This is a genomic window from Shimia gijangensis, assembly GCF_900142085.1.
Lineage (GTDB): Bacteria > Pseudomonadota > Alphaproteobacteria > Rhodobacterales > Rhodobacteraceae > Shimia > Shimia gijangensis.
Genome location: NZ_FQZQ01000015.1, coordinates 55,812 through 81,764 on the forward strand (window position 1 = coordinate 55,812; position 25,953 = coordinate 81,764).

20 protein-coding genes are annotated in these 25,953 nt (G+C 55.0%); 7 read left to right on the forward strand and 13 right to left on the reverse strand.

The genetic code is table 11. The features are described from left to right. Window positions 1–17 precede the first annotated feature (17 nt). The 3 genes from BUC32_RS13470 to BUC32_RS13480 form a co-directional block, all read right to left on the reverse strand. Window positions 18–2,372: a TRAP transporter large permease gene (locus tag BUC32_RS13470; RefSeq protein ID WP_073253740.1), complete on the reverse strand. Its 2,355-nt coding sequence runs from the start codon at window positions 2,370–2,372 to the stop codon at window positions 18–20. Window positions 2,373–2,389: 17 nt separating this feature from the next. Further along, window positions 2,390–3,304 carry a TRAP transporter small permease subunit gene (locus BUC32_RS13475; RefSeq protein WP_073253742.1) on the reverse strand — a complete coding sequence of 305 codons (915 nt, stop codon included), beginning with the start codon at window positions 3,302–3,304 and terminating at the stop codon, window positions 2,390–2,392. Between the two features lie 107 nt (window positions 3,305–3,411). Then, on the reverse strand, window positions 3,412–4,494 hold the full coding sequence (locus BUC32_RS13480; RefSeq protein WP_073253745.1) for a TRAP transporter substrate-binding protein: 1,083 nt from the start codon (window positions 4,492–4,494) through the stop codon (window positions 3,412–3,414). 245 nt (window positions 4,495–4,739) lie between these two features. Between BUC32_RS13480 and BUC32_RS13485 the strand changes: the two genes are divergently transcribed. The 4 genes from BUC32_RS13485 (at window position 4,740) to ilvN (ending at window position 9,550) form a co-directional block, all read left to right on the forward strand. Next, window positions 4,740–6,164 carry a cache domain-containing protein gene (locus BUC32_RS13485; RefSeq protein ID WP_073253748.1) on the forward strand — a complete coding sequence of 475 codons (1,425 nt, stop codon included), beginning with the start codon at window positions 4,740–4,742 and terminating at the stop codon, window positions 6,162–6,164. Continuing rightward, window positions 6,161–6,805 carry a response regulator transcription factor gene (locus BUC32_RS13490; RefSeq protein ID WP_073253751.1) on the forward strand — a complete coding sequence of 215 codons (645 nt, stop codon included), beginning with the start codon at window positions 6,161–6,163 and terminating at the stop codon, window positions 6,803–6,805. Before BUC32_RS13485 ends, BUC32_RS13490 begins: the two co-directional genes overlap by 4 nt. 415 nt (window positions 6,806–7,220) lie before the next feature. Then, window positions 7,221–8,975: an acetolactate synthase 3 large subunit gene (locus tag BUC32_RS13500; protein WP_073253757.1), complete on the forward strand. Its 1,755-nt coding sequence runs from the start codon at window positions 7,221–7,223 to the stop codon at window positions 8,973–8,975. 11 nt (window positions 8,976–8,986) lie between these two features. Beyond that, window positions 8,987–9,550: an acetolactate synthase small subunit gene (gene ilvN, locus BUC32_RS13505; RefSeq protein ID WP_073253760.1), complete on the forward strand. Its 564-nt coding sequence runs from the start codon at window positions 8,987–8,989 to the stop codon at window positions 9,548–9,550. Window positions 9,551–9,620: 70 nt separating this feature from the next. On the opposite strand, the gene BUC32_RS13510 is transcribed toward ilvN, so the two are convergent. After that, window positions 9,621–9,986, reverse strand: a complete 366-nt coding sequence (locus BUC32_RS13510) for a hypothetical protein (protein ID WP_073253763.1) — start codon at window positions 9,984–9,986, stop codon at window positions 9,621–9,623. A 282-nt stretch (window positions 9,987–10,268) separates the two neighbouring features. Here BUC32_RS13510 and BUC32_RS13515 point away from each other — a divergent pair, with 282 nt between their 5' ends. Next, window positions 10,269–11,027 carry a helix-turn-helix domain-containing protein gene (locus tag BUC32_RS13515; protein ID WP_073253766.1) on the forward strand — a complete coding sequence of 253 codons (759 nt, stop codon included), beginning with the start codon at window positions 10,269–10,271 and terminating at the stop codon, window positions 11,025–11,027. 141 nt (window positions 11,028–11,168) lie between these two features. On the opposite strand, the gene BUC32_RS13520 is transcribed toward BUC32_RS13515, so the two are convergent. The 6 genes from BUC32_RS13520 to BUC32_RS13545 form a co-directional block, all read right to left on the reverse strand. Continuing rightward, window positions 11,169–11,963, reverse strand: coding sequence for a DUF2189 domain-containing protein (locus BUC32_RS13520; protein ID WP_073253769.1), 795 nt, complete (start codon window positions 11,961–11,963; stop codon window positions 11,169–11,171). 72 nt (window positions 11,964–12,035) lie between these two features. Continuing rightward, entirely contained in the window at window positions 12,036–13,436 is a 1,401-nt protein-coding gene (locus tag BUC32_RS13525) for an amidase (RefSeq protein ID WP_073253772.1), read from the reverse strand. Window positions 13,437–13,591: 155 nt separating this feature from the next. Further along, window positions 13,592–14,719 (reverse strand): peptide chain release factor 2, encoded by a 1,128-nt coding sequence (gene prfB / locus BUC32_RS13530; RefSeq protein ID WP_073253774.1) that lies wholly within the window; start codon window positions 14,717–14,719, stop codon window positions 13,592–13,594. A gap of 94 nt (window positions 14,720–14,813) precedes the next feature. After that, entirely contained in the window at window positions 14,814–17,369 is a 2,556-nt protein-coding gene (locus BUC32_RS13535) for a penicillin-binding protein 1A (protein WP_073253777.1), read from the reverse strand. Window positions 17,370–17,501: 132 nt separating this feature from the next. Then, complete coding sequence (locus BUC32_RS13540; RefSeq protein WP_073253913.1) at window positions 17,502–18,722, reverse strand: N-acetylmuramoyl-L-alanine amidase; 1,221 nt, start codon at window positions 18,720–18,722, stop codon at window positions 17,502–17,504. Window positions 18,723–18,781: 59 nt separating this feature from the next. Then, window positions 18,782–19,933 carry a pyridoxal phosphate-dependent aminotransferase gene (locus BUC32_RS13545; RefSeq protein WP_073253916.1) on the reverse strand — a complete coding sequence of 384 codons (1,152 nt, stop codon included), beginning with the start codon at window positions 19,931–19,933 and terminating at the stop codon, window positions 18,782–18,784. On the opposite strand from BUC32_RS13545, the gene BUC32_RS13550 reads away from it, so the two are divergent. Together BUC32_RS13550 and BUC32_RS13555 are read left to right on the forward strand one after the other, a co-directional pair. Next, window positions 19,932–21,320 (forward strand): M48 family metalloprotease, encoded by a 1,389-nt coding sequence (locus BUC32_RS13550; protein ID WP_073253780.1) that lies wholly within the window; start codon window positions 19,932–19,934, stop codon window positions 21,318–21,320. The two genes, BUC32_RS13545 and BUC32_RS13550, sit on opposite strands and share 2 nt — an antisense overlap. 13 nt (window positions 21,321–21,333) lie before the next feature. Beyond that, window positions 21,334–22,080, forward strand: a complete 747-nt coding sequence (locus BUC32_RS13555) for a DsbA family protein (RefSeq protein ID WP_073253783.1) — start codon at window positions 21,334–21,336, stop codon at window positions 22,078–22,080. Between the two features lie 112 nt (window positions 22,081–22,192). Here the strand turns inward: BUC32_RS13555 and ispG are convergent, their stop codons facing one another. The 3 genes from ispG to hemA form a co-directional block, all read right to left on the reverse strand. Then, window positions 22,193–23,311, reverse strand: coding sequence for a flavodoxin-dependent (E)-4-hydroxy-3-methylbut-2-enyl-diphosphate synthase (gene ispG / locus BUC32_RS13560; protein ID WP_073253786.1), 1,119 nt, complete (start codon window positions 23,309–23,311; stop codon window positions 22,193–22,195). Between the two features lie 70 nt (window positions 23,312–23,381). Continuing rightward, a complete protein-coding gene (locus tag BUC32_RS13565) occupies window positions 23,382–24,551 on the reverse strand; it encodes a helix-turn-helix domain-containing protein (protein WP_073253789.1) in 1,170 nt (389 codons plus the stop codon). A 109-nt stretch (window positions 24,552–24,660) separates the two neighbouring features. Continuing rightward, the gene (gene hemA, locus BUC32_RS13570) at window positions 24,661–25,884 is read right to left on the reverse strand and encodes a 5-aminolevulinate synthase (protein ID WP_073253792.1); all 1,224 of its coding nucleotides are present in this window, start codon (window positions 25,882–25,884) and stop codon (window positions 24,661–24,663) included. Between the last annotated feature and the right edge of the window lie 69 nt (window positions 25,885–25,953).

Sequence of the window (25,953 nt, forward strand, 5' to 3'; positions counted from 1 at the left end):
CTACCTGATGCGTCAGATCAATTCGGGATCAACGCAGGCAGGATGGTCACGATGGATGGGAAGAACCACAGGATTCCCAGACCAACCACCTGGATCAACACAAACGGGATCACCCCTTTGTAGATATGGGCTGTTGTCACCTCTTTGGGGGCAACCCCGCGCAGGTAGAACAACGCGAACCCAAAGGGTGGCGTCAGGAACGATGTCTGCAGGTTCACCGCAATCATGATGGTGACCCATTTGGGATCAAACGTACCGCCATAGATCACCGGCCCAACAATCGGGATCACGATGTAGATGATCTCGAGGAAGTCGAGCACGAAACCCAAGACGAACAGAACCAACATCACAATCAAGAACACTGTGAATTCGTTGTCAAACGACTTCAGAAAACCTTGGATGTAATGCTCTCCACCAAAGGAAATCACCACAAGGTTCAGCAGCTGAGATCCGATCAGGATGGTGAACACCATAGATGTCACCTTGGCTGTCTCTCGCACAATCGGCGTCAGCACATGGCCCCGGAACAATACCCAGCACCCATAAAGGATACCAAAGATTGCAAACAAATAAGTGATCTTGGCGACGCCAAATGCGATCCAGTTTTCAACCGTCACCGTGGACTGATTGACACGCAGGTCAAAGTTCACACCAACAAGGATCATCACAATGATAGAGAAGGTCGCCCAGATGATAATCCGGCCCGACTTTTCCTGATCTTGCAGCTTGCGATAAGCCGCCAACATAATCGCCCCACCAGCCCCAAGTGCCGCAGCCGGCGTTGGGTTGGTGATACCGCCAAGGATCGAACCGAGCACCGCAATGATCAGCACCAAAGGCGGGAACACCACGCGCAACAGTTCGTTTTGCCCCAGTAATCCAGCCGCATAACGGCAACTGTACAGTACCAGAACGAGCGGAATGGCGATGATTAGAACGGTAAAGCCCGGCGACGTAATTGGTGAGATGAATAAAGCATCCGCCAACAAGCCAAGTGCAATACCTGCCATTCCGATCAGTAGCGGCCTGGTGTTTGCGGTTGGCGACACACCGCGCGCCGTGGTCAAAACCAATGCCAGCATCAGAAAGCCAATGGCCAATCCCGATCCAATCACAGGGGCAGAGGCCATTTTCACCTGAAACGCGGCTTCGCGCTCTTCTGGTGTCAGCTTGCGAGCTTCCTGAACACCGCCTGCGGCGTCGATTTCTTCTTGTTCCGCTTTGGCAGCATCCCAAGCCTCTTGCCCGTGCAGCTCGATCATCGAGGCTTCACAAGACTCGCTGACCTTGGTGCGCAAAGAGGCTGTTTGCCCCGCATCCGAGAAGCTGTCGACAATCACATTCTGACTGCCCACAATGCCGACCGAATTCAGGCCGATCAATCCAACGACCAACAAGGCTGGTACACCTAAGAACCATGTCAGGCCGTGGTTGCGACCAATGGCTTCGCTGTTGGATGCCCCCAATTGCACAGCCGGCGCCTTGGTCGGGTTGAACAGAGCATAGCCAAAGGCATAAAGCCCGTACAGAATTGCCAACATAATGCCCGGTATAAGAGCCGCCTGAAACAAAGTGCCGACGGACACCACGGCGGGTTCGCCCAGATAGGTCAGCGCATCAGAACACCCAGCCACTTGCGCGCGGGTTTCTTGTGCGGCCGAATAAAGGTCTCCGGCCAATGTTCCCAAAAGAACAATCACAATTGACGGCGGAATGATCTGCCCCAACGTCCCCGAGGCGGCAATCACACCGGTGGCCAGTTGCGGCGAATACCCGTTACGCAACATCGTTGGCAGCGACAGCAGCCCCATGGTGACAACAGTGGCCCCCACGATCCCGGTCGAGGCGGCAAGAAACGCCCCCACAACCACAACCGACACAGCCAAACCACCTGGCAGCGGGCCAAAGACTCGGGCCATTGTGGTCAACAGTTCGTTGGCAATTTTAGACCGCTCCAGCGTGATGCCCATCAGAACGAACATCAGCACCGCCAATAGCGTTTCGATTGATGCACCGGCCAGAACACGTTCGTTCATGCGGTTCACAATAAACGACAGATTGCGATCCAACGCCCGTTCCCAACCGCCCGCGAACACAGGTTCCGCGAGCCTTGGTAAATCAGGGTATCGGAAGACCGAAATTGTGTCCGATTTGATGCCCTGAGCAATCAGATCGGCGTACATGCCTGACGACGTATCAATCGCTTGGTGAATAAGAATTCCTGCACTGTCCAAAGCGGCGATGATCCCGAATGAGATCACCCCTGCCCCACCAATGGCAAAGGCCACCGGAAAACCCGAGAGAATGCCCCCGAACAGGCAGAGAAAGACGACAATCAGGCCAAATTCGACCCCATCAAGTCCAAATAACATTGTGTCTGCCCCTTAACTCAGTGTGTGCCTTCATAGGCTTCTTCACCTTCGCCCAGCGTATCGCGGTCGAGGTATTTGCCTTCGCTGGCCAGCCCTTCTTTACGCTCAAGATACGAGCGGAAGAAGAAGGCGATAGAATGGAGGAAAACCATTCCAGCAAAGCAGATAAGAAGCACTTTGAAGAGGAAATAGGCGTTAAAGCCGTTGGGCGAAAAACCGATGGTCTCAACATTCCATTTCAGAATGCGCGCCTTTTTCAGCATCAGTTCGATTTTGTCACTGGCCGACACTTTGGGCGTCATCAGATGGCGCCACATAAAGAACCAGCCATACATCCAGGTCAGAACCGCTGCCGGCATCATAAAGACCATGGACCCGAACATATCGATGGTCTTTTTGGCGCGGTAAGACACGACAGAATAGACCAGATCAACCCGCACGTGGCTGCCTTGCACAAACGTGTAGGTCGCACAAAGTGTTACGATCATCGCATTGTAAAGCTTGAGTTCTTCGGCCCACCAGCTGACATCATGGGTCAGGAAACCGACGTTGTAGATCAACGAGATTTCCGCAACCGTAAAGATCCGCTGCATAAACACGATGATGATCTGCTGTAGCACCATCAACAGGCCTGCCCAGGCAAAAAACCGTCCAACCGTGTTAGCAAAACCTTCCAGTACCCGAACACAGCCCCACATGAAGCTGTTGCGCCACAGGCCAACGCCCAGAACGATCAGGAAAGTTGTGAAAGCCACAAAGAAAAATTCGGTTGAGCCACCATAGTAGACGAACCGCATCAGCGATTGCTTGTCTTCCACGGTCTCAAGTCCACCGATCCATGCCAGCCAGAGCGACGGATGCGTGATCGCATATCCGAAGTTCACAAAGGCTTGGCCAATATTGGTTAAGAACCAGACGAGTGCGTCTAGCATTGTCCCCCATCCCCTTATTGTTTTTTCATGGGATGCGCGCGCGAGCGCGACTTTTTAAAAAGGCCTCCCGAGTGTCTCGGAAGGCCTTGTTTTCTTGGCTCTTGGCCTTAGCCCAGAACGCGGTCGCGTTGGGCGCGATACGCGCCTTCAGACTTTTGAATCCACCCCGAAGAAGCAGCCATCGACGCTGTGTAGCTGTCGTAGATGTTCTTGTAGATTTCATCGCCCATGTTCTCGGCGTGTACTTCTGCCGAAGCTTTGCCGAAGGCATCCCAGACAGCGTCAGGGAATTGCAGTGTTTTCACGCCAGCCGACTGCAGTCGCAAGAGAGCTGCACCGTTGTTGTTGAGGAATTGCGCCAGGTTCCACTGGTGTGTTTCAGCAGACGCGATTTCAACGATTTTCTGGTGTGCAGGCGACAGCGAGTTAAAGACTTCGCGGTTACAAGCAACCGAAAGGCCCGCACCCGGCTCGTGGAAACCAGCGGTGTAGTAGAACTTGGTGATTTCCTGGAAGCCAGCTTTTTCGTCAGCCCATGGGCCGATCCACTCGGTGCCGTCGATAGCGCCCGATGCCAGCGCTTGGTACACTTCGGAACCTGGAAGGTTCTGTACCGATGCGCCCAGTTTACCCAATGCTTTACCGCCAAGGCCCGGCATACGGAACTTCAGACCGTTAAAGTCTTCTGGACCGTTGATTTCTTTGGCGAACCAGCCACCCGCTTGGGCACCAGTGTTACCACCAAGGAACGATTTCAGACCAAAGATCTCACCCAGCTCGTCGTGCATTTTCATGCCGTCGCCGTGGTAGTACCAGTTGGCCAGTTCCTGAGCGGACATGCCAAATGGAACCGATGTGAAGAAGGCGTAACCAGGGTGCTGACCAACGAAGTAGTAATCAGCGGCGTGATACATGTCAGCCTGACCGGCGGTCACAGCGTCAAACACTTCGAATGCGCCAACCAGCTCGCCGGCGGCTTTTACGTCGACGGTCAGCATGCCATCAGACATGGCGGTGATGCTGTCGGCCGTGCGCTGAGCAGCGTCAAACACGCCTGCCAGTCCGCGGCCCCATGTCGTAACCATGGTCAGGGTGCGCTTGCCGGTGGCATAAGCCGGTGCAGCAAGAGTGGTTGCTGCAGCAGCGGTGCCGCCCAAAGCAGAAGTCTTTAGAAAAGAACGACGATCCATACGGATATTCCTCCCAGAAATTGTTCAGTCCACGTGTTCATTGACAGGCAGACGGGTCGTTGCAAGTAGACCGACACTAGCCTTAGCCATGTGATCTTGGAATACCTACTACTACGTATTCTCATGGCTTCTGGCAGATTTTCTGACCAGTTTGCTCCGTATAACTTGGTATTTTGCGCTGTTTTACCGGGTTTCTGCACACTGGACGCTATGATTCCCAAGCAAATCCAATTAACGAATCAACTATGCGCCGCCTGTTTACGCATTTTCGTCTGTCCTATGGCCACAAGCTGTTCCTGCTGGCCACTGTTCCGCTGATTCTGGCGGTCGCGGCAATTTATGCGCTTGTCGCCAACCAGTCGCGCCAATTGGCAGAACGGGAAATCAAGGCGCTGGAAGTGCAGCTGATCGAAGCCAAAAAGGCCGAGTTGAAGAATTACCTGTCCATCGCCCGAACGGCTTTCATCAACACTTACGGGCGCGCGGCCCCAAATGATGAAGCCGCCAAACTGGAAGTCACCCAAGTTCTGTCATCCATGATCTATGGGCAAGAAGGGTACTTCTTTGTCTTTGACTATGAGGGCACAAATCTGGTCAGCCCACGCCAAACCTATCTGATTGGCAAAAACTGGACGGGTCTTGAGGATCTGAACGGAACATCCATCACGGACGAGTTGATCCGCATCGCGCGTCAGGGTGGCGGCTATCACACCTATGACTGGCCCAAGCCCACAAACCGCGAGACCGCCCGCATGGTGACTTATGTGGTAGGACTTCAGGATTGGCGTTGGGCGATTGGAACAGGCGTGTTTATTGACGACGTACTGGAGACTGTCGCTTTGGCCCGCGCCGAGGTTGAGGCCCGTGTTCAACGTATGTCGATGTATATTTTGGCGATCACTGTCACCGCGCTTTTGATGGTGTTCCTGTCAGGGTTTTTTATCACCATTCGTGAACGCCGACTGGCCGACGCCAAACTGAAAGAACTGACACAGCGGGTATTTGATGCCCAAGAAGAAGAACGAGGGCGCGTCGCACGGGAATTACACGATGGCATAAGCCAGTTGTTGGTTGGAGTGCGTTACGCGCTAGATAGTGCGCGCCGCCGTCTGATTTCCGGGGACGCGCGTGCATCGGAAACACTAGATAAAGGCATTGATCATCTGTCAGGTGCCATTCAGGAAGTACGACGCATCAGCCGCGACCTGCGCCCCGGCGTGCTGGATGACCTTGGCTTGGGCCCTGCCCTCAAGGCGTTAACTGACGACTTTGCCAGCCGCACCGAAATAGAAACCGAATTTGATACTGTTGTATTTCGCAATCGCCTGGATCAGGACGCCAAAATTGCCCTCTACCGGATTGCCCAAGAAGCGCTGACCAATATCGAGCGACACGCAGGCGCGACCCAGGTCAGAATAGATGTGCGCGGCCATAAGAAAGGCGCAACCCTGCGAATAGCTGACAATGGGCGCGGCATTGGTCCCGACGATCATTCAAAACCCGGATCCGGCCTTGGGCTTCGCAATATGCAGGAACGTGTGGACCAGTTGGGAGGAACGCTGCGAATTCTCTCGAGTAAGACAGGAACCATAATTGTAGTAGAAGTGCCTCTTACACATATGCTGCAACCACAGGAAAACTCCCCGGACAACCGAAAGGCCCGCGCATGATCGATCAAATCTCAGTTGTGATTGTTGACGACCATCCCATGGTCGCCGAGGGCATTCAGTCCATTTTGGAAAGCTATGACGATATTTCAGTCCTTGCGACACTGTCCAATGGACGTGAAGCCGTTGACCAGATGAGCGCGCTCGCCCCGGATGTCGTGCTGATGGACCTGAACATGCCGGAAATCGGTGGGTTAACGGCCACTGAAATGTTGCTTGAAGCCAATCCGGATACGCGCATCCTGATCCTGTCGATGCATGACAGCCCTGAATACATCTCAACCGCCCTAAGCCACGGTGCGATGGGATACATCCTGAAAGACGTTCCGACCGACGAGATCAAAACGGCCATCGACACGGTGATGAAGGGTGAACGTTACCTGTGTACTGGGGCCAAAGGGTCACTGGAGCCGCCCGAAGGAGGCAGCCGCGAAAGCCTGACCAGTCGCGAACAGACGGTTTTGCTGCAACTGGCGCAAGGTAAATCCAACAAAGAAGTGGCCAGCGTGCTGAATATCTCGGTGCGCACGGTGGAAACGCATCGCAAGAACATCAAACGCAAGCTGGGCATCAGCTCAACTGCAGGCCTCACCCGCTATGCCATGGAACATGGTGTTTTGCAGGGCACCAGCGTCAGTTTTTAACCTTGATTTTTCAGGGGTGCTGCCTCTCGCGCTGCCTTTGCATGCAAAGGCCCCCCTCACCCCGGGGCATTTTCGAAAAAGAAAAGCCTTTGACGCCTGCCTGAGGTGCGACATTTTTCACTAAAAACCCCTGAAAGCCAATTTTGCGCAACTTTTGCAAAGATTTTCTGCCACAAGGGACACTTTTGTTGATTTTTTCATGCGGCAGTGCAGATTTCTTTGTTGACGGCCCCGCAAAGCGCTCATAATGTCGCCCACGCATGAAGGAGCCCAAGATGGCGAAGCTAGTGATAATTGTGGGAAACAAGCGCATGGGCCGGTAACGGACACCCTAACGGTACCCCATGCGCCCCCGCTCGATGATCGGGGGCTTTTTTATGCGAATGATTTTATGACGATGTAAACGGAGAGACAGATGACACGTCAGATGACCGGAGCGAGAATGGTAGTTCAGGCCCTGAAGGATCAGGGTGTGGACACGGTGTTCGGATATCCCGGCGGGGCTGTCCTACCGATTTATGACGAGGTTTTTCAGCAGAATGACATCCAACACATTCTGGTGCGCCACGAACAGGGTGCAGTTCATGCCGCCGAAGGCTATGCGCGTTCGACCGGCAAAGTGGGTGTTGCGCTTGTGACCTCGGGGCCTGGTGCGACCAATGCGGTGACCGGGTTGACGGATGCATTGCTGGATTCGATCCCGATTGTGGTTCTGTCGGGTCAGGTGCCGACATTTATGATCGGATCGGATGCGTTTCAGGAAGCCGACACTGTGGGCATTACGCGCCCCTGCACGAAGCACAACTGGTTGGTCAAAGACACCGCAACTTTGTCCGGTACCATTCATCAGGCATTTCATGTGGCGCGTTCGGGCCGCCCCGGCCCCGTTCTGGTCGACATTCCAAAAGATGTTCAGTTTGCCAGCGCCAGTTACACGGCCCCGCAAGCCGTAAACACATCGACCTATCAGCCGCAGCTGAAAGGCGACGTCGCCTCGATCACAGAGCTGGTTGAAGCCATCGAAAAGGCCGAACGCCCGATATTCTATACAGGTGGAGGTGTGATCAACTCGGGTCCTGCCGCCGCGCAGTTGTTGCGCGAACTGGTCGACACCACGGGCATTCCGATCACCTCGACCCTGATGGGCCTTGGGGCCTATCCTGCAAGCGGCAAGAACTGGTTGGGCATGTTGGGCATGCACGGGCTGTATGAAGCCAACATGGCGATGCACGGCTGTGATTTGATGATCAACATCGGTGCGCGTTTTGACGACCGCATCACCGGTGTAATCGAAGCATTCTCACCAAAGTCAAAAAAAGCCCACATCGATATCGATCCGTCGTCGATCAACAAGGTGATCAAGACTGACATTCCGATTGTGGGGGATGTGGGGCACGTGCTTGAAGACATCCTGAAGATCTGGAAGGCGCGTGGCCGCAAGATCAACAAAGAGGGTATTGCCAAGTGGAACACCCAGATCAACAAGTGGCGTGACACAGATTGCCTGAGCTTTAAGCAGGAAGGTAAAGTCATCAAGCCACAATATGCGCTGCAACGCCTTGAAGAACTGACCAAGGATATGGATCGCTACATCACCACCGAGGTGGGGCAGCACCAGATGTGGGCCGCGCAATATCTTGGATTTGAAGACCCCAATCGGTTTATGACATCCGGCGGTCTGGGCACGATGGGCTATGGGTTCCCGGCCTCAATCGGTGTGCAGATGGCGCATCGTGACAGCCTTGTGATCAACGTCGCAGGTGAGGCTTCGTGGTTGATGAACATGCAGGAACTTGGCACCGCCATGCAGTTCCGCCTGCCCGTCAAACAGTTCATTTTGAACAATGAGCGTTTGGGCATGGTACGTCAGTGGCAAGAATTGCTGCACGGTGAGCGCTACAGCCATTCATGGTCAGAAAGCCTGCCGGATTTTGTAAAACTGGCCGAGGCATTTGGCGCCAAGGGCATTCAATGCAGCGATCCGGCAGATTTGGACGATGCGATCAAAGAAATGCTCGCGCATGACGGTCCGGTTCTTTTCGACTGTTTGGTTGAAAAGCATGAAAACTGCTTCCCGATGATTCCGTCAGGCAAGCCGCATAATGAAATGCTTTTGGGTGAAGCTTCGACGCAGGGCGCTATCGACGCCAGCGGCGCGGTTCTGGTGTAAGGAGAACGGATATGGCTGCTCTAAAAATCAAAAAAGGCTCGAACAAGCATTCTGCCTATAACCTGCGTCCAACCTTTTCGGATGTTCAGGAAACCCACACGCTGGCGGTCACCGTTGACAACGAACCAGGCGTTCTGGCACGTGTCATCGGATTGTTTGCCGGACGTGGTTACAACATCGAAAGCCTGACCGTGGCCGAGGTGGACCATCTGGGCCATCAGTCGCGCATCACCATTGTCACCAAAGGCACACCACAGGTGATCGAACAGATCAAAGCCCAGCTTGGTCGCATAGTGCCTGTGCATGAGGTGCATGACCTGACAGTCGAAGGCCCCGCCGTTGAACGCGAGCTTAGTTTGTTCAAAGTGTCCAGCGGCGGAGAAAAACGGGTCGAAGCGCTGCGTCTTGCGGACATTTTCCGTGCCAACGTCGTCGACAGCACCTTGGAAAGCTTTGTATTTGAAATCACTGGCGCACCAGAAAAAATCGACGCCTTTGCAGAGCTGATGCGACCACTAGGGTTGGTCGAAGTTGCCCGCACCGGCGTTGCAGCCCTATCGCGCGGCGCTGAATAACAGATTTTCTGATATCGCAAAAAACAGGGGGCCTCTTGGCCCCCTGTTTTGTTTTCAGTTATGCCCGGGTTTAAACAGCCACAAGCTCCCTGTCCGCTCTCTCGATCGTTCCTCTGCAAAATGGAATAACATCTGCTGACCCCATGAACTTGCGAGGTCTTGTGTCCATTTCGTTTGGCTGGCGAGGGCGCGTTGTATCTCGCAGTTGCTCAGCCAACCCTTCATAAGCACCCTGCCCAATGCGTTGAGGGTTTTTCGCGTAACGCAGGTGGCATTCTTGTTGAAGTTCAAAGCTTACCAAATCCCCTGCGTCCAGATCAGCCAAATCAAGAGGCGCATCTTCTCCACCATTAAAATAGGCCAGATCACCTTGGTCTTCACACCAAATGACCGCCTTTTTATCCAAACTATCGCTCCAAAGGACCACACCAAGCATCTGAGTTCTAACTCCTTTTCGCATTTTCTTTGAGTTTCACAAAAGAACCGGTTTCGTGACATTGAAAATTCGGCGTCGACAGCATCGAAATTGTGTCGACAATGACGTCAGTTGGTGCCAAACTGCATCACATTGGTACTATTTAGCGTCACCCGCACAGCAAAGTAAGAAACTGATGCGCGTAGAACGTGAAATTGCGCACAAATGACCAACCGGAGAGTTGCATTGATAAGCCCCGCTGGGACTCAAGCCCCAAAACCATCCCCAGCAGAACTCAGAAAAATGTTTGGTGCGAATCTCAGGATACTCGCAACGCGCTACCCCTCTGTTTCGCAATTGTGCCGCGAGTTAGGAATCAACCGAACACAGTTTAATCGGTATCTCTCGGGAGAGAGTTTTCCGCGTCCGGATGTTCTGCACAGAATTTGCCTGTTCTTCGATGTGGATGCCCGCATTCTGCTGGAGCCGATCAATAAACTGGCCTTGGATCAGGGCGTCCTCAACCATCCTGTCATCGCGAACTACGTTGGCACCGGAATGACGGATATTCCGCAGGATGTATTTCCCGACGGGTTTTACCGGTTCTCCCGGCAAAGCTTTATCGACGCTGATCTGGTTATCATTGGCCTTGTCTACGTGTTCCGACGTGACAAACACACTTTTGTTCGGGGCTATGAGGCCAAGGAAGCAATGCATCAGCAAGGCCTGCCTACTGATCCGGATACACGCGAGTTTCGCGGTGTGGTTTTACCCCAAGAAGACGGGGTGGGTGCATTGGTATCCCACAAGAAAACCATGGCGACCTCTTTCAATTACCTCAGCCGCGTGGCTTCGTTCCAGAACCACTATTGGATTGGCTATGCAACCCGCACTGTTCGCGAGAGCGTCACCGGATGTCGGGCTGCTCGTCTGGTTTATGAACATCTTGGCAAGGATACAGGCGCCGTTCTGAACGCGGCGCGCAACGTAGGATTCTGCACTCCGGATGAGTTAATCCCCTATCACCGGAAACTCTTGCAGCTGGACCGTCCCTTCTCTTGAACGACCAAAGCATCGGCTATTCCCTAAATCAGCGTCATTTTCTGGAAAACCTGACGTTGCACTGTCACTGATCGAAACCAAGCCGCAGCAGGCCCATCGTAAAATACCAACCGGTGTCTCAAATCAGTGAGACCACTGTTTCTAAGCAGATTGTTCTTCCTCTGCCCCTGTTTTCTTCATCAACGAATAGAGGTGCCATGTAGCGTGCCCCAACAGCGGCAAGACGATAAACAGGCCCAGAAACCCCGGAAGCAAAGATAAAAACGTCAGCCCTGCAATGGACGCAGCCCAGAACAGCATCGGCACCGCGTTATGCGAAACACTCTGAAAACTGGTGATCATTGCGGTCACAAAATCAACTTCACGATCCAAAAGCAATGGCAGCGAAATCACAGTGATCATATAAAGAAGCAAAGCGAATGCTGCCCCCACGACAGTCCCCACAACCAACATGATCAACCCGTTTCCGCTTAGGTAAACCTCATAAGACGAAGACACGTTGGTCATCGTTGACAAGCCAAGAAACAGGGCGAAGATCATATGCGCAAGAAAAAACCAGAACAGAAAGACGATGATGATGACCGCACAAATTGACGGCATCTGTCGTTTGCCCTGACGTCCGATCACACCGAAAATGGCATAAAGATCCATCGCACGCCCCTGCTCAAGCCGTCGCGACACTTCGTAAAGCCCCACAGCCGCGAAAGGCCCAATCAACGGAAAGCCAATCGCCGCAAAGACAAGCCAGTACGTTTGCCCCGTCTTGGCAGTGAGCCAGGCCAGAAACCATCCGGCGATCACGTAGACTGCGGAAAAGACCATCCCGTAACCCGGGCGTGCCCGAAAATCTTTCCATCCCAATGCCAATGCCTCACGGAGCATGGCAAAATCCACCTCTCCCAAAGGCGGCACGCCCAACTGCGGCTTATCTGGCATTAACGCCTCCCGATCTCGTCTTTTTTCTCATAAGACCCAGAGTAGGCCAACAAATCAACCGTTGTGAATATGTTAAGGCTTCTTATCCGGCCATCTGGACGCGTTGTGGTAACATTGGGCCCAGTTCAGCAGCTCCTGATCACGCCCTTTGCGTGTCATAAGCTGCATCCCCATAGGCAAGCCATTGTCACCAAAGCCAACCGGAACGCTGATACAAGGCACCCCAGCCAGACTGACAGGCACCACCACCTCCATCCAGCGGTGGTAGGTGTCCATTTGGGTGCCATTGATGGTTTTGGGCCAATCCCATTCCGCAGGAAACGGCCAGACTTGCGAAGACGGCAAGGCCAGTGCGTCCAATTCTTCTAACAGGGCGGATAAGGTCTCAAACCATCGTGCCCGAATGGCCCCCGCCCGGCTCACATCCCGGCTGCTCAACGCCAAACCTTGCTCAATTTCCCAAATCGCTTCTGGCTTTAACAACGAACGGTGTTCGGGATCGTCATAGTCCGCGCCATGTTCTGCCGCGATCGCCCACTGGCGCAATATAGTCCAGCTTTCCCACAACGCTTCAGCCTCAAATGGCGGCGACACATCAATCACCTCGGCGCCAAGGTCCGACAGGGATGCATTTGCGGCCCCACACAGATCAAGGATGCCCGGCTCAACCGGATAGGCGCCACCCCAATCGGCCAGCCACCCAATACGCACCCCTTCCAGGGACGCTGGCGCCGTCACGGTCCAGTCTTGGGCTGTTGCATTGTGCGGCACCAACGCATTGGGACCAGCAATCACCGACATCAGAAGACCCAGATCGGCCGGACAACGCGCCATGGGCCCCAGAGTAGAAAGCTGCTGCAAAAAGGTTTCGCCGCCGGGTTCACGGGGCACCACGCCCCAGCTGGGGCGAAACCCATAGACATTGCAAAAGGCCGCCGGATTACGCAGCGACCCCATCATGTCAGACCCGTCCGCAAGGGCAACCATGCCAGTGGCCAGCGCCGCAGCCGCACCACCAGACGATCCACCCGCTGCAGACCGCGTGTCATACGGATTGCGCGTCACTCCGAAAATCGGATTGTAGCTGTGCGAACCCAACCCAAACTCAGGCACATTGGTTTTGCCCAGAAAAATCGCCCCAGCCGCACGCAGCCGGGCCACCATGGTTTCATCCTGCTCAGGTACGTTTCTGGCAAAAAGCGGTGAGCCCTGCGAACATAAAACCCCAGCCAGTCTGGCCAGATCCTTCACCGCGAATGGCAGCCCATGCAACAGGCCCTTGGGCGGCATTGCATCTGCCGCGCGCGCTTCTTCCATCAACACCTCGGGGTCTCGCAGAGACACAATGGCATTCACGGAGCCATTCACCGCCTCGATACGCGCCAAAGTCGCAGCCATGACCTCTTCGCAAGTCACGTCCCCAAACCGCATCGCTGCCAGGATTTCGCCTGCATCTTTATCCAACAGATTCATGTGCCCCTCCGATTTTGCCAGACAGGCTATAGGCCCTGCACACATGCACAAGGCCACGCTTCACTTTTTCACAAATACTCTGGGGTGAGCGCCGCCTTTGTCCTGCAAAGGGAACGTGAGGGGCACCGCCCCTGCTTGTCTTTTCGTCGCTTCGCTTAGTCGTCGGACTGTGCGTCTGCACGACTTTTGCCAGCCACATCCATGGCCAGAGTTGCGCCCATGAACCCATCCAGATCGCCATCCAACACACCTTTGGTGTCCGAGGTTTCAAAGTTGGTGCGCAGGTCTTTCACCATCTGATAGGGTTGCAACACATATGACCGGATCTGGTTCCCCCACCCAGCGTCCCCGGCGTTCTCATGCGCCTCATTGACCAGCGCCGAGCGCTTATCAAGTTCGATCTGATAAAGACGCGACTTCAACGCCTTCATCGCGATGTCGCGGTTCTGGTGCTGGGATTTTTCTGAACTGGTGGTCACGATCCCGGTGGGATGGTGGGTGATCCGCACGGCAGAATCAGTGGTGTTCACGTGCTGCCCACCCGCCCCGGACGACCGGTAGGTATCAATGCGAATATCAGCCGGATTGACCTCAATCTCGATATTATCATCAACCACCGGGTAAACTTTGACGGATGTAAAAGACGTGTGACGCTTGGCGGCACTGTCAAACGGCGAGATACGCACCAACCGGTGCACACCGCTTTCAGATTTCAGCCAGCCATAGGCATTGTGCCCGCTGATCTTGTAAGCCGCCGATTTGATACCGGCTTCTTCCCCCGCAGATTCGGATTGCAATTCAACCTTATAGCCTTTTTTCTCGGCCCATCGAACATACATCCGCGCCAACATCGCCGCCCAGTCACAGCTTTCGGTACCACCGGCGCCCGAGTTGATCTCAAGGAAGGTGTCATTGCCGTCCGCTTCACCATCCAGTAACGCCTCAAGCTCTTTCTTGGCGGCCTTGACTGCCAAAGCGACCAAGGCCTGTTCGGCGTCTTTGACGACTTCTTCGTCCTCTTCCATTTCGCCCAATTCGATCATCTCGACATTGTCGTTCATATCGGTCTCGATGGATTTGCAGACGTCGATCGCATCCACAAGATTCTGACGTTCGCGCATCAGTTTTTGTGCCGCCTCCGGGTCATTCCACAGGTCCGGATCTTCGACCCGCGCGTTAAATTCTTCCAACCTGTATTCTGCTGTTTCCCAATCCAGACGCTGACGCAGCAACTCCAACGATTTCTCGATTTTTGTAACAGTGTTCTGGGCTTCGGCGCGCATGGGTCATTCCGTTCGGGGACAGTTAGAATTTGGTGATAGACCACCCCTTAAGTGCGGGCAAGGCTTGGGGTGAAAAGCTGACGACAATGGCCGATCAATAAAGCCCGCCAGAGCTCATCGTGCCAAAATCGGCCTTAGGGCCAACCACGGTGGTTTCACCGCTCGATGTTGTCACCTCATGGCCACCGTGAGTCTGAACTTCGTCAAACAATGGCAAGTTCGATCCCATGGCAAAGCCCCCGTCAAATGTGATGCCAAACACTGGCTCTTCACCATCACGGAAATATTCAGCAACCACTGAAGCGCCGCCTGCGTCATTGGCCAGACGTGCGCCTGTGTAGCGGTCGATCTTGATGAAATGCCCACCGGGTGGAACACGGAACTTGCCGCCACCGTATTTCTTGATCGCCTCTTTCATGAATTCCTGAAAGACAGGACCACAGGTTGTTCCGCCATAGGCACCACGACCCAAGGGCCGAGGTCGATCATGGCCAATGTAGCAGCCCGCCACTATGGTACTGGTAAAGCCCACGAACCAGACATCCTTTGCCTCGTTGGTGGTACCGGTTTTGCCAGCCACTGGCACGGGCAGTTTAATCTGACTGGACGCCGTACCCCGGGTCACAACACCTTGCATCATCGACGTCAGTTGATAGGCGGTGACCGCATCCATGACCCGTTCTCGGTTGGATACTATACGCGGTCCGCGGTCTGCAGTTATGTCCGACTGGCCGCAATCCGTGCAGTCTCGTTTGTCGTGGCGATAGATGGTTTTGCCATAGCGGTCCTGCACCCGGTCGACCAACGTCGGCTCCACCCGTTCGCCACCGTTGGCGAACATGGCATAGGCCGCAACCATCTGGAAAAGCGTGGTTTCTTCCGACCCAAGCGAATTGGCCAGGAACTGCCCCATATTGTCGTAGACGCCAAATTTCTCGGCATAGTTTGCGACAACATCCATGCCAACTTCTTGCGCCAAACGAATGGTCATCAGATTTCGGGACATCTCAATCCCGGTGCGCAACGGTGTCGGACCATAGAATTTGTTGGACGAGTTTCGCGGACGCCAAACGCCCTGCGGTGTGTCGATCTCAATCGGGGCATCAATTACAATTGTTGCGGGGCTATAGCCACTGTCCAGCGCCGACGCATAGACAAAAGGCTTGAACGACGATCCCGGCTGACGTTTGGCTTGCGTCGCCCGGTTGAACACCGTGTCCTGATAGGAAAACCCACCCTGCATCGCAATCACACGACCGTTGTTCACGTCCATGGCCATAAAGCCGCCCTGTACTTCGGGCACCTGCCGCAACGACCAGCGTACAAACTCTTCGGTGTCATCCTTGGTGATTGCCCGCACCAAGACAACGTCACCAACCGAGACCAGATCACCGGCAACTTTGCCCTTGCGCCCTTTTGAGCCGTCTTCGTTCAGCTTGCGTGCCCAGGTTACATCTTTGGCCGGAATCCAGTGGCCGTCCGCATCATCCTGGACTTTTTCGATGCCGATACGGGCGTCTTTCTTGCCGATCTCAAGCACCACGGCGACGTGCCATTTGCCATCCAGATCAACGTCTCTTGGCATTTCCAAATCAGCCAAGGCGGTGCGCCAGCCGTCTTCGTCCTGCATTTGTTCGGCGCTCAGCGTTTGTCCTGTTCCCCGCCAAAGTCCGCGTGAACGGTCATATTTTTCCAATGCGTGACGCAAGGCCCGCGCCGCAATCTCCTGCATTGCCGGATCAACCGTCGCCCGCACAGTCATACCGCCGGTAAAAAACTCATCCTCACCAAAATCGCCGCTCAGCTGTCGACGGATTTCATCGGTGAAATAGTCGCGCGGCGGCAGGGTCGATTTGAAGCTGTCGAAGTCCCCGTTTTGGACCGATGCCAGAGGCAATTCCTTTTCTGCCTCGTAGGTCGCTGTGGTGATAAAGCCGTTTTCGGACATTTCCTTCAAAACAAAGTTCCGACGAGACAACACCCGTTCTTTGTTGCGAACCGGGTGGAATTTGCCCGGGGCTTTGGGCATCGAAGCCAGAGTTGCCGCTTCGTGGGGAGCCAGGTCAGACAACGGTTTGTTGAAATATGTCTGCGCCGCAGCGGCCACACCATAAGAGTTCTGGCCAAGAAAAATCTCGTTCAGATACAGTTCTAGGATTTGATCCTTGCTCAGCGTTTCTTCAACCCGCGTGGCGAGAATGATCTCTTTGATCTTGCGCTCGATTTTTCGGTCGCCAGAAAGAAGAAAGTTTTTCATCACCTGTTGGGTGATGGTTGACGCGCCGCGCACGTTGCTGCCACGTGACTTGACGGCCTCAAAGGCGGCAGCCGCGATCCCGCGCGCATCATATCCTGAGTGCAGGTAAAAGTTCTTGTCTTCGGCGGAAATGAAGGCTTGCTTCACCATGTCCGGAATTTGGTCTGACGGCACAAACAATCGTCGTTCTTGGGCAAATTCATCAATGATCTGCCCCTCGCCCGAATAAATCCGGCTGATCGTCGGAGGCTTATATTGCGCAAGGCTTTCGTGGCTGGGCAGTTCACGGCCATACATCCAGAACACGGCACCGATGGACAGTGCCACAATCGCCAAAGCCATCGTCACGAAGGTGAAAAGGCTTCCAAAAAAGGTCAGAATGGCTCGTAGCACGTGTTGCTCCTGTGGCGCGTCGAAGGCTGCGCTTTATGCGTCGTCATCGTGAGACGACTCTATATAGTTCGTCGCGCGCCGGGTCAAAACACATCCCCGATAGATTTGCGCGCGTTTTTGCCTGTGGTCGCGTTATTGGCGCACAAGCTCCCGCAGCAGTTTGTCCTCATCGCGCCAACGCAACAACCCGTCGCGAATGCCCCCGGCCATGACCGCTCGCCAATTCGGATCCTGCAGTCGTTCCAGATCAGCTTTGGAAGACAAAAATCCAACCTCGATCAGCACCGATGGAATATCGGCTGCTGTAAGAACCGAAAAACCGGCCTGTCGAAGTGGCTTTTTGTTGAGCGTTCCGCTGGCTTCTTTCATGGATGTCACCAGAGTTTTAGCCAATAAATTGGTCCGGGGTTGGGTCTCCATCCGTGCCAAGTCTAAAAGAACATCCGCCACCCGGTCATCCGCGCCAGTCAGATCAATTCCCGCAAGAATATCTGATCGGTCATGGCGCTCTGCCAAAATAGCCGAGGCCGCATCTGAGGCATCTTCGGACAGAGTGTACACAGTGGCGCCGGTTGCATGGCCCTGTTGCAGAGAATCCGCGTGCAGAGAGATGAAGACATCTGCACCTGCGGCATGGGCAATGGACACACGGCGTTCAAGCGATACAAACACATCCTCATCACGGGTCAAAATCACCTCAAACCCGCCGGTGCGGCGCAAGGTGTCGCGAATTTCGCGGGCAAATCGCAGCATCAGTTCCTTTTCCTGAGCCCCCTCACGTTCCGCACCGGGATCTATCCCGCCATGTCCGGGGTCAAGTACCACCACAATCGGGGCCCAGTCAGGCCTCACCTTACCGTCTGACGCCTGCAATGCAGGTTCAGGCAAATCCCAACGCGGGTCAAACGGTGCGCCGGAGCGTGCTGCATAGGCTGCGGGCTCGGCAAGGCGCAACTCAACCGTCAGAACGCCACTTCCGTCCACGTCACTGACCTGCATTCCGGCCTTTTCCACAACCAGCGGGTCCTGCAGGTCCAGCACCATACGGCTCCAACCGGGGCGAAACTGACCAAATCTCAGGTCCGCAACCCCCTTGGCATCGCCCAATAGCGCGGCATCAAACCCACCCCAGTCAATTTCGCGAAAATCCAGAACCAGACGGCGTGGATCATCCAACTGAAAAATCCGCCATGGCACACCCTGAGACAACGCAAGTTCAAGACTCACGCCCCCGCGTCGCGCGTCGCTCAGATGGCTTTTGTCGGCATCAATGCGCGCCAGACCGCTGAAATCCTGTGCCAGCGCAGCGCCCGCCAGAAAAATGGCCATAAGCGTTGAAAAAAATCTGCTCATCCGGTGCTCCGGTTTCTTGTTGGCCATAAGTCTATACGACGCGTGCGCCCCTGAACACCTCAGACGTGACCGCGCGCCTTCATGAAGCGCTCTAGTCGCCCGAGCCCATCGATAATGTCAGCGGTCGCGCGGGCGTAAGAAAATCGTAACGTCCCTGCCCCACGGATCGGATCAAAATCCAAACCCGGCGTCACCGCCACGCCAACCTCGTCCAGAATTTCACGGGCAAAGGCGCGGCTGTCGTCGGTATATTTGCTCACATCCACATAAAAATAGAACGCCCCGTCAGGTGGTGCAAAGCGATCAAACCCCGCCTTGGGCAGCCCTTCGGCCATCAATTTGCGATTGGCGCGGTAGACATCCATATTGGCCTGCAGCTCTTCGTGGCAATCCATCGCCGCAAGTGCCGCCACCTGACTGGCGTGCGGTGCACAGATAAACATGTTCTGGGCCAGACGCTCAATCAGGCGCACATGCGCGTCTGGCACCACCATCCAGCCAACGCGCCAGCCCGTCATGGAAAAATACTTGGAAAAGGAATTGATGACATAGGCGTCATCGGTCAATTCCAGAGCCGTTACGGCCTTGGCTTCATATTCAACCCCGTGATAAATTTCGTCACTGATAAAGGCCGCATTTTTTGACGCTGCCGCGTCGATCAAGGCCTGCATCGCAGGCGTGTCCAGCATCGTACCCGTGGGATTCGCAGGTGATGCAACCATCAATCCCTGCACGTCCAGTTCTGCAAAATCGGCAGGCACAGGTTGAAGGAGATTTGCATTCGATGTCTGCAAATCAACCGGTTGCAAAGACAAGGCTTTGAGAATTTGTCGATATGACGGATAACCCGGCGCCCCAATGGCCACACGGTCTCCGGCCTCAAACAGGGCGGTAAAGGCCAGCAGGAAGGCCCCCGACGATCCCGGCGTGACAATCACACGCCCTGGATCAAGATCGGCATTGTACCAGTCCCCGTAAAGCTGGGCGATCCGCTTGCGCAGCTCTGGGATACCCAAAGCCACCGTATAGCCAAGAGCGTCCTGCTCCATCGCTTCGGCAAGAGCCCGCCGAGCGCCAGCCGGAGCCGCCGTTCCGGGCTGGCCCACCTCCATATGGATGATATGACGTCCCGAGGCTTCAGCCTGACGTGCCGCCTCCATCACGTCCATCACAATAAAGGGATCGACCTCCCCGCGTCTTGAGTTCCGCATGTTTTTCGTTCCTATTGCACCCATGGTCTTTCAACGTGAAATGACGGCTTCGTCAATCCTGTCTTTGCGCCTGATGGTCGGCGTTTTTCTTTCTTTGGCGTTGATCGTCGCTGCCATTCCGGCGCGCGCTGTGTCACTGATCCGCGATCCGGACATTGAATATGCTTTGGCGCACGTGGCCGAACCTATTCTGCTTGCAGCAGGGCTCGGCAGCAATGTGCGCATTCTCGTGGCCAATGACAAATCCCTGAACGCCTTTGTTTTGGACAATAACCACATCTTTATCCACCTTGGCATGCTTCAAAAACTGGACACACCAGAAAAACTGCAGGCCGTGATTGCCCATGAAGTAGCCCATATCACCAATGGTCATATCACCCGCCGGATCAGCAATATGGGAACCGCGCAATCTGCGGCCAGTCTTGGGTTGGCGTTGGCTCTGGCTGTTGCCGCCGCGACAGGGAACGGGGAATTAGGCGCCGGGCTGGCTTTGGGTCTGACATCTGCAGCCAACCGTCGTTTTCTGGCCCACACGCGCGCCGAAGAAGCCGCGGCAGATCAATCTGGCGTGCGCTACATGGCACGCAGTGGTGTCGATCCGCGCGGTGCTGTCGAAGTGCACGACATGTTTCGCGGCCAAGAGCTGCTGAACACATCCCGTCAGGACCCTTATGTGCGATCGCACCCGCTCTCGCGGGATCGGATGCGCGCCATGCAAAACTTTGTGGACACCTACAGCGGAACTCCAAAACCCCAGCCAGACGCGAGTTACTGGTTTCACCGCGCCCGTGGCAAGGCTTCGGCCTTTTCGCGCTCGGCCAAATGGACACTGCAACGCGCCGACGAAAGCCCCACCCAAGATATCCGCGCCATGCGTGAAGCGATTGCTTATCTGAAACTATCAGACAGCGGCCGGGCCCGCGCCAAAATTAACCAAGCATTGGAACTGCGCCCGAATGATCCTTTCTATTATGAACTTAAGGGGCAGATCCTTTTGGAAACCCGTCATTTCAAGGACGCCGTCACAGCCTATGAACGCGCAGTAGAACTGGAGCCTGATAACGCCCTTTGTCTGGCGGGGTATGGGCGATCCCTGCTGGCAGCAGGCCGCAGCAAAGATGCGCTGGCAGCATTGGAAAAGGCCCGCTCGCGTGACTTTCGCGACGCACGTATGCTGCGCGATTTGGGGCAGGCCTATGCCGAAACCGGACAAAACGGGCAAGCCTCACTTGCAACTGCAGAAAGATACGCATTGCAGGGCCGCTTGAAAGATGCAGAAATTCACGCCAAACGTGCGAGCGGATTGCTGCCGCGCGGCTCAAGCGCTTGGCGCCGGGCAGAAGATATCATAATGGCCGCGAAACGTGCGGACCCAAAGAGAAATTGAAACGGAGTACCCAATGATCCGCACCCTGACCAAAGCCGCGGCCATGTCGCTGATTGCATGGCCAGCACTGGCCCTGGACCTTGATGCCATGAGCGATGCAGAACGACAGGCTTTTCGTGCCGAAGTTCGTGCCTACCTGATGGAGAACCCTGAGGTGATCATGGAAGCCGTGGAGGTGCTGCGCCAACGGGACGCCGCTGCCGAGGCCGCCAACGATATGGATTTGGTTCAGGCTTACGCATCCGAAATCTTTGACGATGGCTATAGCTGGGTTGGTGGCAATCCCGATGGAGATATCACGCTGGTTGAGTTTCTGGATTATCGCTGCGGGTATTGCAAAAAGGCACATGGCGAAGTCAAGGAACTGGTCGAGTCGGATGGCAATATCCGCCTGATTTACAAAGAACTGCCTATTCTGGGCGAAGATTCGGTCTTGGCTTCGCGCTTTGCTGTGGCTGTGAAACAGGTTGAAGGCAATGACGCCTATGCAGACACCCATGATGCGTTGATGGCGATGAAGGGAGAAGTGACTCCAACCGCATTGTCACGTCTGGCCGAGGCTTTGGGATATGATTCTGAGGCCATCATGGACCAGATGGACACGGACGACGTTGCCGAAGAAATCGCCAAGACCCGGGCCCTTGCAGCGCGGCTCAGCATTTCGGGCACGCCGACTTTCGTCATGAAAGACGAGTTGTTGCGCGGCTATGCACCTTTGGATGTGATGCGGGCGCTTGTGGCAGGAAAACGTGACGGCTGATCACCCGGACCTCATGAGTGGAGAGCAAAGGGCGTTTCCCTTCCCGTGGCCTTTGCCTAGCAAAGACCATGCTCACCCCAGAGTGTTTAGAAAACTCGAAAGATGAGGACAGTTAGCCCTCTACCAGTGTCGCTTCGATTTCAGTGGCGCGTTTTTCGACCTGTTCGACGATGTGATCGACCATCTGGTCATTGGACAGTTTGTGGCTTTGTTTGCCTGCCAGATAAACCATGCCCGATCCGGCGCCACCGCCCGTAAAGCCCACATCTGTCATCAACGCCTCGCCCGGACCATTCACCACGCAGCCAATGATCGACAGGCTCATTGGGGTGTGAATATGCGCCAGACGCATCTCAAGCGCCTCAACTGTCTTGATGACGTCAAAGCCCTGACGTGCGCAGGACGGGCAGGAAATAATATTGACGCCGCGGTGACGCAGGCCCAGTGATTTCAGGATTTCAAAGCCGACTTTGACCTCTTCCACCGGATCAGCACTTAGGCTGACGCGGATTGTGTCGCCAATCCCCATCCAAAGAAGTTGACCCAGGCCAATGGCAGATTTGATCGTGCCACTGACAAAGCCACCCGCCTCGGTCACGCCCAGATGAATTGGCGCATCGGTGGCTTCGGCCAATTGCTGATAGGCAGCGGCCGTCATGAAGACATCTGAGGCTTTGACGCTGATTTTGTATTCGTGGAAATCATTGTCTTCGAGGATCCGGATATGCTCAAGACCGCTTTCGACCATCGCATCCGGGCAAGGTTCGCCGTATTTGTCGAGCAGGTGTTTTTCCAGCGAGCCCGCGTTCACACCAATACGGATAGAACATCCATGGTCCTTGGCGGCCTGGATGACGTCTTTTACCCGTTTTTCATCACCGATATTGCCCGGATTGATGCGCAGACAGGCCGCGCCAGCCTCGGCAGCTTCGATGGCGCGTTTATAGTGGAAGTGGATGTCGGCGACGATCGGCACCGGGCTTTCGCGCACCACCTCTTTGAGAGCAGCAGTTGCTGCGGCATCCGGGGTCGAGACACGCACGATGTCAGCCCCGGCTTCGGCGGCCGCCAGAACTTGTCCCACGGTCGCTTTGACATCCGAGCTGTCAGTGTTGGTCATGGTCTGCACAGCAATCGGCGCATCGCCCCCTACTGGCACATTGCCCACGTGGATTTGCCGGGACTTGCGCCGTTCAATGTTGCGCCATGGACGAATATGATTGATCGACATGAAAAAGCCCCTCACCAGCTATGGTTCAGGGCTTATGTATGTCGGTTCTGGGAAGGGGGCAATGGGGGGATTAATTACCCGCCAACGCCGCGGCATCAGCCTCGGCCACAATCCGCGCCAGTTCAGGATCGCCACCCAGATCAGCCAGATCATAATTCTGCATCAAAGCATCACGGTCCAGCGCCAGATCGCCAATCCGGTTGGCCCCACTGCCAGCCGGACCAAACAGCGCTCCGTTCAGTTTGAAATAAACTGATCCACTCATCCCAGCGCTTAAAGTTGGGGCTTCTTCGGTGGTTGGTAGAGTAAACTCTTCACCCGCATCAAGGATTTTCTCCAAGATAACCGAGCCATCCGCCGCCCGCACACGCACCCAAGCCGGGCGCACGGCCATAAGAACGATTTCCGAAGACCCGGCCTCAAGCACTTGCGGAGTAGATCGCGTCGTGGACGTGTCCGACTGAGCCATAAGAACAGGCGTGTCAGGTGTGAACAGTCCGATCGAAGACGGATCGAGCGTCGAGATGGGCGCATCACGCGCCACCATCACCGGTACATCCAGCGCTTCGGGACGATAAAGGCGGTCCAGAGCATCAGCCGAAGCCGAGAACCCGACAACGCTCGCACCGGATGAGGCGGTCGCCTCTTTCAGAGGATCAAGATCCGAAGCCACGACCGGCGTTTGGTCCACCGGAGCCAGCGTGACTCGTTGAATTTCATTCAAAGCCGACCAGCCGCCATAGCCAATTGCGGCAATCAAAGCCACCAGCACCAACGACGATCCGATGGCACGCGGTTCAATCCGCGAAAGCAGGGATTCCTGCTCGGGCGTGAACGGCAGAACTGGTTTTTTGAAAGGATCTGTTTCGACTGCTGTAACAGGGCCATCCGACTTGCGAATTGTCGACGCTTCGGCGGACATGCCGTGCGCGGTTGAAAATCCGCTTTCGCGGCAAAAGGTTTCAAAGGACGTTTCAGGATCCATGCCCAGATAGCGTGCATAAGACCGCACATAGCCTGCGATAAAGCCGGGTGTCTCAAAGGCCGAAGGGTCGCTGTTTTCGATGGCAGAAATATATGCTGCACGGATGCGCAACTCGCGTTGCACGTCCAATAAAGATTTCCCCAAAGTCGCGCGTTCCCCGCGCATCATGTCCCCAAGACGAAGATCGTAATCGTCGAATCCCTTGGGGCCTACCTCTGGCTCTTCTGATTTGCGCTGTCCCTTGCGCCTGATCATGCCGTTCGCCTCACTGCAATGCCGATCCGTTATCTTTCCCGATTCGGATCGGGCCCTTTGTTGAGGCTACGGTAACATAGTGCAACAATTATTGCACCTGCGACGGGGGTTAGCCCGCCAACTCGGCACGATTCAGCGCACAGTGCGACCACAACTCATCCAGAGCATTCACCAGCTTGTCCATTTCCTCGGGCCCATGCACTGGCGATGGTGTGAACCGCAGGCGTTCAGTGCCACGAGGAACGGTTGGGAAATTGATCGGTTGGACATAAATCCCGAACTGATCCAACAACATGTCCGACAAGGCTTTGGTATGGACAGGGTCGCCCACCATGACCGGAACGATATGGCTGCCATGATCGATGATCGGCAGACCAAGTCCCTTAAGACGCAACTTCAGGATTTTCGCCTGCTGCTGTTGCTGATCACGACGGTCCTGATCGGATTTCAGATGGTGCACGGATGCAGCCGCCCCTGCAGCGACGGCAGGTGGCAAAGACGTGGTAAAGATAAAGCCAGGAGCGTAAGAGCGGATTGCGTCACACATCTTATCTGTCGCGGTGATATAGCCGCCCATGACACCATAAGCCTTGGCCAATGTGCCATTAATGATATCGACGCGATGCGCCAGACGGTCACGTTCGGTGATGCCACCGCCGCGTGGGCCATACATACCAACAGCGTGCACCTCGTCGATATAGGTCAGGGCACCAAATTCATCCGCGATGTCACAAATCGCTTCGATGGGGCCAAAATCGCCGTCCATGGAATAGATTGATTCAAAAGCGATCAGTTTTGGCGCGTCAGGATCGTCTGCTTCCAGCAATTCGCGCAGGTGCTCAACATCGTTGTGACGGAACACGCGTTTGGCGCCACCATTGCGACGCACGCCCTCAATCATCGAGGCATGATTCAGCGCATCCGAATAGATGATCAGGCCGGGGAACAGTTTTGGCAGCGTCGAAAGCGTTGCATCATTGGCGATGTAGGCTGAGGTGAACAACAGCGCCGATTCCTTGCCATGCAAGTCAGCCAGTTCAGCCTCAAGGCGTTTGTGATAGGCCGTGGTGCCCGAAATATTGCGAGTACCCCCCGAACCGGAACCAGTGGCTTTGATCGCTTCGTGCATGGCATCCATCACAACAGGATTTTGGCCCATGCCCAGATAGTCGTTGCCACACCAAACGGTCACAGGTTGTTTGGTTCCATCCGGTTTGTTCCAGACGGCATGCGGAAAATTGCCCTGCTCACGTTCGATATCAATAAAGGTACGATAACGGCCTTCGTCATGCAGTTGCTGGATGGCCTCATCTAGCTTAGCCGAATAATCCACAGGTATTCCTCCGCAGTCAAATCACGAGCCAGGAGGTTGCGCGTTTCCAGCTCGTAATCATTCAAGTTC

Excerpts from the sequence above, each read along its gene's own strand:
- BUC32_RS13475 (WP_073253742.1), bottom strand. The coding sequence starts at position 3,304 with ATGCTAGACGCACTCGTCTGGTTCTTAACCAATATTGGCCAAGCCTTT.
- BUC32_RS13540 (WP_073253913.1), bottom strand. The coding sequence starts at position 18,722 with ATGAGCAGATTTTTTTCAACGCTTATGGCCATTTTTCTGGCGGGCGCT.
- BUC32_RS13545 (WP_073253916.1), bottom strand. The coding sequence starts at position 19,933 with ATGCGGAACTCAAGACGCGGGGAGGTCGATCCCTTTATTGTGATGGAC.
- BUC32_RS13470 (WP_073253740.1), bottom strand. The coding sequence starts at position 2,372 with ATGTTATTTGGACTTGATGGGGTCGAATTTGGCCTGATTGTCGTCTTT.
- BUC32_RS13550 (WP_073253780.1), top strand. The coding sequence starts at position 19,932 with ATGTTTTTCGTTCCTATTGCACCCATGGTCTTTCAACGTGAAATGACG.
- BUC32_RS13520 (WP_073253769.1), bottom strand. The coding sequence starts at position 11,963 with ATGCCAGATAAGCCGCAGTTGGGCGTGCCGCCTTTGGGAGAGGTGGAT.
- prfB (WP_073253774.1), bottom strand. The coding sequence starts at position 14,719 with ATGCGCGCCGAAGCCCAGAACACTGTTACAAAAATCGAGAAATCGTTG.
- BUC32_RS13480 (WP_073253745.1), bottom strand. The coding sequence starts at position 4,494 with ATGGATCGTCGTTCTTTTCTAAAGACTTCTGCTTTGGGCGGCACCGCT.
- BUC32_RS13565 (WP_073253789.1), bottom strand. The coding sequence starts at position 24,551 with ATGATCAGGCGCAAGGGACAGCGCAAATCAGAAGAGCCAGAGGTAGGC.
- ispG (WP_073253786.1), bottom strand. The coding sequence starts at position 23,311 with ATGTCGATCAATCATATTCGTCCATGGCGCAACATTGAACGGCGCAAG.
- BUC32_RS13485 (WP_073253748.1), top strand. The coding sequence starts at position 4,740 with ATGCGCCGCCTGTTTACGCATTTTCGTCTGTCCTATGGCCACAAGCTG.
- BUC32_RS13510 (WP_073253763.1), bottom strand. The coding sequence starts at position 9,986 with ATGCTTGGTGTGGTCCTTTGGAGCGATAGTTTGGATAAAAAGGCGGTC.
- BUC32_RS13525 (WP_073253772.1), bottom strand. The coding sequence starts at position 13,436 with ATGAATCTGTTGGATAAAGATGCAGGCGAAATCCTGGCAGCGATGCGG.
- BUC32_RS13490 (WP_073253751.1), top strand. The coding sequence starts at position 6,161 with ATGATCGATCAAATCTCAGTTGTGATTGTTGACGACCATCCCATGGTC.
- BUC32_RS13515 (WP_073253766.1), top strand. The coding sequence starts at position 10,269 with ATGTTTGGTGCGAATCTCAGGATACTCGCAACGCGCTACCCCTCTGTT.
- ilvN (WP_073253760.1), top strand. The coding sequence starts at position 8,987 with ATGGCTGCTCTAAAAATCAAAAAAGGCTCGAACAAGCATTCTGCCTAT.
- BUC32_RS13555 (WP_073253783.1), top strand. The coding sequence starts at position 21,334 with ATGATCCGCACCCTGACCAAAGCCGCGGCCATGTCGCTGATTGCATGG.
- BUC32_RS13500 (WP_073253757.1), top strand. The coding sequence starts at position 7,221 with ATGACACGTCAGATGACCGGAGCGAGAATGGTAGTTCAGGCCCTGAAG.